Source organism: Saccharomonospora iraqiensis subsp. iraqiensis (genome assembly GCF_000430445.1).
GTDB classification, from domain to species: domain Bacteria; phylum Actinomycetota; class Actinomycetes; order Mycobacteriales; family Pseudonocardiaceae; genus Saccharomonospora; species Saccharomonospora iraqiensis.
On sequence record NZ_KE387041.1, the window covers coordinates 1 to 1,366 of the forward strand.

Genomic DNA, 1,366 nt, shown 5'->3' on the forward strand with positions numbered 1-1,366 from the left:
CGCTCCGCCAGCGGCACCAGCAGCCGGTAGACGGCGGCCCGGCTGGTACCGACGGCGACGGCCAGCTCCGAGACGGTGGCCGACCCCTCGGCGTCGGCCACCGCCCGCAGCAGCGCGAGCCCGCGGTCGAGCGTCAGCGAGCCCTCCCGCGTCACAACAGCCCCAGCCCCTTCAGATCCGCGATCGACTCGTCGAAGGTCGCCGACGCGTAGGAGGTGAACATCGAACGCACGGCGCGGGCGGCCTCGTCACCCAGCTTGCCCGCCTCCGCCGCGAGCGCGTCCCCGTCGGTGGAACCCAGCGCACCGCGGACGTCGCCGCCGGACAGGTTCCGGGCCGCCGCGACGATCAGGTTGAGGAACCCGTGGTGCTCGAAGCCGGTGTCCGGGTCGGTGTGCCGGACGGCGCGGTGCAGGCTGTTGGTCGCCTTGAACGACGCGCCGGGCGCACCGCCGACCACCGAGAAGAAGTCGGCGACCTCGTCGACACCCGGGAAGTTCTCCTGTGACAGCCCGCCACAGCGGATCTTCGGCCAACTGCCGTGTTCGAGCACCTTGCGCACACCGTCGAGCCAGCCGACTCCCCGGCGCGGCTCGACGACGCGGGCGACGTCCTCGGGCACGAACTCGGACACCCGCTCCAGCCACACCTCGTCGACGTCGGAGGGTGCGGGCATCTCCACCATCCGCAGGGACAACAGTTCCTCGCGGGACTCGACGATGGAGATCGCCTTCGGAACCCCGCCGAGGCCGGTGTCGATGATCAGCGAGAGCGGTAACGGCTCCTTCGGCCTGATCTTGATCAGCTCGGTGATCATCTCCGGGAGTCGGGACGCCGGGCAGAGGAAGACCCCGAGCACGCCCGCGTGCTCACCGGCCCTGTTGTCGAGGTGGCTGACCAGGGCCTCCGACATCGACGCGTCTCCGGGAGGGAACAGCGCCGAGTCGTCGACGAGCCGCGCGAGCAGCGGTGGGGTTCCTCGGGGGCCTGGGGGCGGGAGTTCCACAGCGCTTGACACGTCCCACACGCTAATAGCGAACGGAATCAGGACGAAAGCGTTCGTTCAACGAACGCGCGCCGGGCCTCCCCGACGTCGCCACCCGGGCGCGCGGGCGGAGACACGCCCGACCGGCGACGGACGTGCGCAACGACACCCTCGACATCCGGATCCACGAGGTTAGGCTTACCTAATGAGTACGCCGATCGGGTGACACCGGAGCGGTACCGGACGGCGTGCCCGACATCGTCGTCCGATGCGAGGTCCCCGCCGTGAGCGAACCACTTCCCCAGCACCCTCCCGTCCCGCGTCCCGCCGAACGGGCCAAGACGATCGCGGTCCGGGGCGGTCCCGCGGCCCTCATCCCGG

At 70.9% G+C, this 1,366-nt stretch carries 2 protein-coding genes; both read right to left on the minus strand.

Annotated features, from left to right (window positions below):
• On the minus strand, positions 1 to 155 hold a 155-nt coding region (locus ACTIR_RS21315), incomplete at its 3' end, for a helix-turn-helix domain-containing protein (RefSeq protein ID WP_034238029.1).
• A complete protein-coding gene (locus ACTIR_RS0102850; RefSeq protein ID WP_034238032.1) occupies positions 152 to 1,006 on the minus strand; it encodes a hypothetical protein in 855 nt (284 codons plus the stop codon). The genes ACTIR_RS21315 and ACTIR_RS0102850, both read right to left, overlap by 4 nt.
• Between the last annotated feature and the right edge of the window lie 360 nt (positions 1,007 to 1,366).